At 61.2% G+C, this 5,752-nt stretch carries 8 protein-coding genes; 7 read left to right on the forward strand and 1 reads right to left on the reverse strand.

The annotated features are described in order from the left end of the window. The first annotated feature begins 214 nt into the window (after nt 1-214). The 4 genes from JS533_RS13255 (at nt 215) to JS533_RS13270 (ending at nt 2,604) form a co-directional block, all read left to right on the forward strand. Nucleotides 215-1,591 carry an AAA family ATPase gene (locus JS533_RS13255; RefSeq protein WP_241515253.1) on the forward strand — a complete coding sequence of 459 codons (1,377 nt, stop codon included), beginning with the start codon at nt 215-217 and terminating at the stop codon, nt 1,589-1,591. A 4-nt stretch (nt 1,592-1,595) separates the two neighbouring features. Then, nucleotides 1,596-1,760, forward strand: a complete 165-nt coding sequence (locus JS533_RS13260) for a hypothetical protein (RefSeq protein ID WP_241515255.1) — start codon at nt 1,596-1,598, stop codon at nt 1,758-1,760. Between the two features lie 131 nt (nt 1,761-1,891). Then, nucleotides 1,892-2,059, forward strand: a complete 168-nt coding sequence (locus JS533_RS13265) for a hypothetical protein (RefSeq protein WP_241515256.1) — start codon at nt 1,892-1,894, stop codon at nt 2,057-2,059. 20 nt (nt 2,060-2,079) lie between these two features. Next, nucleotides 2,080-2,604: a GNAT family N-acetyltransferase gene (locus JS533_RS13270; RefSeq protein WP_241515258.1), complete on the forward strand. Its 525-nt coding sequence runs from the start codon at nt 2,080-2,082 to the stop codon at nt 2,602-2,604. Nucleotides 2,605-2,650: 46 nt separating this feature from the next. Here JS533_RS13270 and JS533_RS13275 read toward each other — a convergent pair whose 3' ends face one another. Next, nucleotides 2,651-3,946 (reverse strand): AAA family ATPase, encoded by a 1,296-nt coding sequence (locus tag JS533_RS13275; protein WP_241515260.1) that lies wholly within the window; start codon nt 3,944-3,946, stop codon nt 2,651-2,653. 141 nt (nt 3,947-4,087) lie between these two features. Here JS533_RS13275 and JS533_RS13280 point away from each other — a divergent pair, with 141 nt between their 5' ends. From JS533_RS13280 to JS533_RS13290, 3 genes are all read left to right on the forward strand, one after another. After that, on the forward strand, nt 4,088-4,249 hold the full coding sequence (locus JS533_RS13280) for a hypothetical protein (RefSeq protein ID WP_241515262.1): 162 nt from the start codon (nt 4,088-4,090) through the stop codon (nt 4,247-4,249). A 202-nt stretch (nt 4,250-4,451) separates the two neighbouring features. Beyond that, nucleotides 4,452-4,631, forward strand: a complete 180-nt coding sequence (locus JS533_RS13285; protein ID WP_241515263.1) for an antitoxin VbhA family protein — start codon at nt 4,452-4,454, stop codon at nt 4,629-4,631. Continuing rightward, nucleotides 4,628-5,374 (forward strand): Fic/DOC family protein, encoded by a 747-nt coding sequence (locus tag JS533_RS13290; protein ID WP_241515265.1) that lies wholly within the window; start codon nt 4,628-4,630, stop codon nt 5,372-5,374. The genes JS533_RS13285 and JS533_RS13290 overlap by 4 nt, the downstream gene beginning before the upstream one ends. The last annotated feature ends 378 nt before the right edge of the window (nt 5,375-5,752 follow it).

The raw sequence follows: 5,752 nt of genomic DNA on the forward strand, positions 1-5,752 counted from the left end.
CGTTCGCGGTGCCGGCGGCGACGCCCATGGTCGCGAGCATCGCGACGGAGGCGAGGCCGGCGAGCGGCGCGCGCCAAACCTTGTTGTTTCCTGTCATAGTCAGGAACCTTTCTTCTAGGGACACAGGGGCGTGACGCCGAGACTGTTCGGGTTCCGCGCGGGGTTATAGGATTGGCGCCAAGTGTGTTTGTTCGAGGCTGTCGGGGAGGGTGTTATGCGGTTGGATTGGCTGTCCGTGCGTAATTTCCGTAAGTTCTCGGAGCTGTCCGTTGGTTTCGATCCTCGTCTGACGGTGCTGGTGGGGAGCAACGGCATGGGCAAGACGGCGGTGCTTGACGCGGCCGCGGTCATGTTGGGGACTTTTCTGGCGAAGATCCCGGACGTGTATGGTCCGTCCATCCAGCGTGCCGATGCTCGGCGGGTCAGGTATGTGCTGGATGGCGTGTATGACACGCAGCGGCAGTTTCCGGTGGAGATCACGGCGAGGGGGGCTCTCGCGTTTCCCGGAAAGGAGCCGGAGCGGGGTGATTCCGATATGGTGTCGTGGAGTCGGGCGTTGCGGCGTGCGGACGGGAAGATGACCGTGGCCGACGCGCATGAGATGATCTCGTTGTCCGACGCGTATCAGAATGGGGTGCGGACGGATCCTTCCACGGTGCTGCCCTTGTTGGGGTATTACGGCACCGATTGGCTGTGGCCGCGTGACCGTCGGCAGTGGAAGACGCATTCGGACGCGTATCTGCAGGCGGGGAACCGGTTCGGCGGGTATGACGGTTGTTTGAATTCCGCGGTCAGTTACAAGCAGATGGCCACGTGGTTCAAGAAGATGACGGCCGAGGAAGACCGGCGTCGCACGACGATCGCCTCGTATCAGGCCGTGCGTGACGTGGTGTCGGCTTGTCTTGGGATGATCACCGGTCATGACGGGGCCCGCGTGGATTACGCGGACGGGGGCATGCTGGTCAGTTATGTCGCGCCGGATGGCAGCGTGTGCGACGATGAGCCGTTCGAGTCGCTCAGCGACGGGTATCGGGTCACGGTCGGCATGGTCGCGGACATGGCGTACCGCATGGCGATGCTCAATCCCGGTCTGGGACGATTGGCGGTCGAACGGACGCCGGGCGTGGTGCTCGTGGACGAGGTGGACCTGCACCTGCATCCCCTGTGGCAGGAGCGGATCCTGAGCGTGCTGACGGGTTTGTTCCCGAAGGTCCAGTTCATCGTCTCCACGCACGCGCCGTTGGTGATCTCGTCGGTGGGCGGCAGCCACGTGCGCGCGCTGACGTTCGATCCCGGCACCGGGATCGCGCGGGCGGAGGCGCCGAGTTTCGAGACGTACGGCCAGCCGGTCTCCGATACCGTCACGAGCGTGCAGGGTGGCCACGATCTGCCCGAACCCGTGCGGCGTCTGCTGTCCGGTGTCGAAGCGGCGTTGGACGACGGGGACTATGATGCGGCGAAGGATCGTCTGGAGGAGCTGTCCGGCCTGGTCGGGGACACGAACTCCCGGTACGTCGAGGCACGCACGGCCTATGATTTCCTCAGCGGCGGCGGGGCCACGGAATGCGGCCGTGAACCGGTTGATGCGTGAACTGATGAGCACGGGCAGGGCGCGGGACGTGGACGGAGCCTGCCGTCGGGAGATCCGCGGGCTCGTCGCCGAACGGGACCTGAAGGAATCGTTCTACGAGACGAAACTGTACATCCTGTGCCGGCGCAGAACCATGAACGAGGAATTCGGCACGGTCTACCCGGCATGAGGGTCAGACAAACGAAAGGAGAACCCTCTATTCGGTGTAGCCGAGGCGGTCCATTCAGCCCATTTGGAGGGCACCGTGATGCGTCGGGTCACGGCGTGAGGTAGCATGGTCCGTACGAAAGGAGGCACGTCATGGTCAAGCTCGCCGATCTATACAACATCGATAAGGACAGTGCGGAATACGACTATCTCCGCTTGTGTGACGCGCCCCTGCCCGAGGATGTCTTGGAGTTCCTCGGCAAGTCCCATAAGTCGGAGTCCGATACCGTTCGGACGATCCGCGAACGCGTTTACGCCTGATCAACCGACGGGATACTCTCGTGCCGGTTCGCTTCCGCTTCGCAGACAAGTCCGACCAGCCCAGGTTCGCGGATTTCGCCTGTACCGATCCCGTACCACCCAACCGCCAGGTGGATGGCCGTTGGATCAAGGGAGAGTCACTTCATCCGGAGCCGTGGGCGCTGCTGGTGCAGAAGCTCATTCACAACAGTCCGGTGTACCACGAGAAGGACTGCTGGATTCGTGTGGGGGTAGATGACGAAACCGGCGGTCTGGCTTCGTATTGTGCGGTGGTGCATCGCGGCGACGGCGTTTACGAGATTGCCTTGATCGCCGTCTCGCGCAGGCTGCGCGGGCTGGGATTGGGCACGCAGGCTTTGCGTGACGCGATGGCGACGGCGACCCGTAACGCCGTCCAGCGAGGTCTGGATCCGGCGTTCGTCGCCACGATCGACGAGGACAACCGCGCCAGCGCCCACTTGTTCGCCTCGTTCGGATACCAGCTCATGCGAACCTACGAGCGTGACCGGCACGGATTCGTATTCAATCTGTGGGCAAGACGCTAAAAGGCTCTGCTTTTCCCCTCCCGTCGACGTTATTTCGCGACGTTGTTCAACTGGCCGATGTTCTCGGGCATCGTCCTGTTCTATTTCGTGGCCGGCTACTATCTACACGCGCGCCGGCGGGAGTTGGACCGGTTCGCACCGGTTTGGCTGCTGGTGTCTGCGGCCGCGACGATTCGGCGCCCAGCACGTTGGAATCATCCTCGCTGGTGGGTTCTTCCAGCTCGAGCTCCTCCTGCTCGGTACGTCTGCGCACACGTCGGATCTGGTTGTCCAGAACCGACGCGATCACCGCGGGCGCATGGCTGCTCACGATGAACTGCACGTTCGGGAAGATCCCGGTCAGGTCGTGCACGACCCGCTCCTGCCATTTCGGATGCAGATGCAGATCGATCTCGTCGATCAGCACGATCCCGGGCGAATGCAGGATCTCATCAGCGTCAGGGTTCAATACGGCCATACGATAGGCGATATCCGCGATCAGACTGAGTACGCCGCGATACCCGTCGCTCAAATTCTCGAACGGCAAGGGGCCTCGCTCGACGCCGTTCTCCGTCAGCCCGTCCACGACCAAACCGTAATCGCGTGCACTGTAACGGACGGTCACGTTCCCGTCGCCGGTCAGGTCACGGAAACACGCGGAAACGGCATCGACCACCGCCACAAGCTCCGGAGGCCTGCGGCCGTCCTCAAGCTCGATGGACGCCATCTGCCTGAACCAGCTCGTCATCATCTTGTCGTTGGACGCCGCATCCAGACAATCCACGTACCCGCTGGACCGGGAAAACCCCTTCGCGAACCAACGATCGGCGTTCGTCTTTTCCTTCTTGTGCACCCACAAACGACCGGCCCCATAGTACGCCAGCAACGGCAGCGTGGACGGATCCCCCCGCCGCACGATTTCCTGAATACGTTCGGAAACCCCGATCGCCTGAGCCGCGCCAGCGGACAACGTACGTCCCGCGACACTCGTCTTCGCCCGGGACCATTGGATAGGATCACCGAACGCGACGCCCTCGGCCGCGACGGCAACCGGCTGCGGCTCCAAAGACAGCATGCTGCCCGTTCTGATGGGCTTCAAACGCATGTCGGACGTGGCGAACGCAACCGGATGCACGCGTGCGTACGGATTATCGACCTTGACCAGCAAAGCGCCCAACGCGATCGCCGCGGCTTCCAGAATCGTGGTCTTCCCGGAGCCATTGTCGCCGGCGAGCACGGTCACCCGATCATCGAAGTCAACAGCCAAATCACCAAAACAACGGAAATTCGACAGATGCAGGCCGTTCAACTTCCACGTCGCGCCATCCATCCGCAGGCTCCCCTCCCGGTCGTACACAGACATACAACAAAGTACAAACCAACAACGACCGACAAACAGCGCCGCATTCCCCGCGTCATGGGAACACATGAAACATCCGGAGTGACGCCGTTATGGGGGTCATCGTCGTTGTTTTTCTCAAGAATGACCCCCATAACTCGTGTTTTGAATGCACACGCCCCGCAGGGCGGCGACACCGCGGTGACCCGTCTGTTCAACCCGTACGAGAAGGTCGGCACGCACCTGTACACGACCAAGTCGTCCGAGGTGACCATGAACACCAAGGCCGGCTGGAAGCTCGACGGCGTGATCTTCAAGACCCGCTGAACCGAGTGACCGGCCCCCGCTAAGGGACTGAAAACAGGTCAAACAAACAAGGGGAGGCCCCTTCCGGAAACCAAATTCCGGGAGGGGCCTCCCCCTATTCGTCATAGGTACGGATGTCGGTGAAGGGACGGAAGCAACGCCGCAGCGCGAAGGCTTATCTCTATTTTGCCGTTGATATTATGAATACAGTCAAGGAGGCGCAATGTCAGAACGGGAATCACGTGCGGTCGGCGTGGCCGAAGCGGTCCATTCCGCCCACTTGGAAGGCGGCGACGTCACACCGGCATTCCTTGCCGACGCGCGAGACTACATCGAAGAGAGGATCAGCATCCGAGAGCTGCTCAACCGCACCCGCAACCGTTACGGGCTGGAAACCGTATGATCGAACTCCCCGAAGCGTTCGACCCGTACCTGATACCGGGTACCAACATCCTGCGCAATCTGGTAGGGGCCACGACCGCGGATGAGCTCGAGGCGGCTGAGAATGACTTCGTGTCCGTCCGGATCCTTGAGCTGAGGGAGCATCCGCCGAAAGCGGATGGTACGCTGGAGCAACTGCAGTGGATCCATCATCAGCTGTTCCAGGATGTCTATGACTGGGCTGGGCAGATCAGAACGGTGGACATCGCCAAGGGAACGGGCCAGGTCTTCCAGCCGCTTGCCGTATTCGGTATGGGTGTCCAGTATTGCGAGAGAACGCTCCGGGAGGATCATCTGCTGCAAGGCATGGATCGCGATACGTTCGTCAATCGCATCAGCGCCAATTACGACAATTTCAATATTCTCCACCCGTTTCGAGAAGGCAACGGCCGGGCACAACGCCTGTTTTGGGATCTCATCGCTCGGGACGCCGGATGGCGGTTGGACTGGAGTCTCATATCCAAGCAGGAGAACGATCAGGCCTCGCAGGTTGCGCGGGAAACCGCCGACGAGTCGGCCTTGGTCGATATGTTCTCACGCATCGTCAAGACTCCGGAGGAATACGAGTCGACAACACAGGCGAATCTCACCTCCCATCTTCGTGACGCCGGATACGCCGCCGTTCCGAACGTTTACCGGCAGCTTTCCCCAACACAGGTCGACGACGAACTGCAACGCGACATCTACCAGCGGATGAAGAACTGACTCCCTAGCGATCGGCCCCTCGTCTGATTGAGCGCGTGGTAGATCGGATGGATCGCCGGCAAGACGCTGCGCCAAGGAGATCTCAGGCGTGTCGGGATGGGGAAGGGCTATCCGTTTTGCCACGCCGGCGATGGAGTCTAATAGGCCGCGGTCTCGGAACAGGATTGGCTCTACCAATAATGATGGTTTCATAAGGCACTTGAGGCGTTTTCACATGCCTATCTGTTGCCTATTCGCCGGCGTACTTCCATTTGTTTCCTGTGTCCCTAGAAGAAAGGTTCCTGACTATGACAGGAAACAACAAGGTTTGGCGCGCGCCGCTCGCCGGCCTCGCCTCCGTCGCGATGCTCGCGACCATGGGCGTCGCCGCCGGCACCG

The sequence above is a fragment of the Bifidobacterium amazonense genome (assembly GCF_018555435.2).
Classification (GTDB): Bacteria; Actinomycetota; Actinomycetes; order Actinomycetales; family Bifidobacteriaceae; genus Bifidobacterium; species Bifidobacterium amazonense.

Coding starts and splice junctions, on each gene's coding strand:
- JS533_RS13255 (WP_241515253.1), top strand. CDS start 215: ATGCGGTTGGATTGGCTGTCCGTGCGTAATTTCCGTAAGTTCTCGGAG.
- JS533_RS13260 (WP_241515255.1), top strand. CDS start 1,596: ATGAGCACGGGCAGGGCGCGGGACGTGGACGGAGCCTGCCGTCGGGAG.
- JS533_RS13265 (WP_241515256.1), top strand. CDS start 1,892: ATGGTCAAGCTCGCCGATCTATACAACATCGATAAGGACAGTGCGGAA.
- JS533_RS13275 (WP_241515260.1), bottom strand. CDS start 3,946: ATGTCTGTGTACGACCGGGAGGGGAGCCTGCGGATGGATGGCGCGACG.
- JS533_RS13285 (WP_241515263.1), top strand. CDS start 4,452: ATGTCAGAACGGGAATCACGTGCGGTCGGCGTGGCCGAAGCGGTCCAT.
- JS533_RS13290 (WP_241515265.1), top strand. CDS start 4,628: ATGATCGAACTCCCCGAAGCGTTCGACCCGTACCTGATACCGGGTACC.